At 36.9% G+C, this 724-nt stretch carries 1 protein-coding gene; it reads left to right on the top strand.

From position 1 onward, the window contains the following. Positions 1 to 189: 189 nt before the first annotated feature. A complete protein-coding gene (locus tag FC65_RS10965) occupies positions 190 to 687 on the top strand; it encodes a DoxX family membrane protein (RefSeq protein ID WP_010497830.1) in 498 nt (165 codons plus the stop codon). Positions 688 to 724: the final 37 nt, after the last annotated feature.

The following is a 724-nucleotide window of genomic DNA, read 5'->3' as shown; positions in this document are numbered from 1 at the left end:
ACGAACTAGCACCACGCGTACTAAAGCTTATGGTAAAAACATTTACTTAATTAGAAAAGGTTTTGTAATAGGCATTTAACAATTTCGGTTGTACAATATATAAAAAATAATTGATATTTTTAATTTTTTTAATATGTGATAAAATGAAGTTGCATTAATTTTAATTTATATTTTGGGAGGGAATTATTTATGGTCAAATGGTTACGCAATAGTAAAAGCGGGATGTGGGTCATCACTATCATCCGTTTATATCTAGGTTACGAATGGTTAATGGACGGCATCGGCAAAGTCACTGGTGGTTTTAGTGCTAAGGGATTTGTTGCTGGCGCAATAGCCAACCCCGTTATGGATCCTCATGGTGCACAGGCTTTTCCATGGTATACACCATTTTTGAAGAGCTTTGTGATGCCTAACATCAACGTTTTCAGCTTCATGGTTGCTTGGGGTGAACTCTTAGTTGGACTTGGCTTGTTACTTGGAACATTAACAACGGCCGCTGCATTCTTCGGACTTGTTATGAACTTTGCTTACGTTTTTGCTGGTACTATCTCGGTTAATCCAACATACATCATTCTTGGTTTTTTGATCTTGGTTGCGGGTTACAATGCTGGTAAAATTGGTTTAGATCACTGGGTCGTTCCATTTATGCGTGAAAAGATGCCTTGGTTAAAACGATCAGTTGAATAAATTTTTCCCTCAATTGTCAAGTTAAGTGCAACACTAA

This window comes from Ligilactobacillus acidipiscis DSM 15836 (assembly GCF_001435755.1).
Lineage (GTDB): Bacteria > Bacillota > Bacilli > Lactobacillales > Lactobacillaceae > Ligilactobacillus > Ligilactobacillus acidipiscis.
This window is presented reverse-complemented; position numbering and strand designations above follow the sequence as displayed.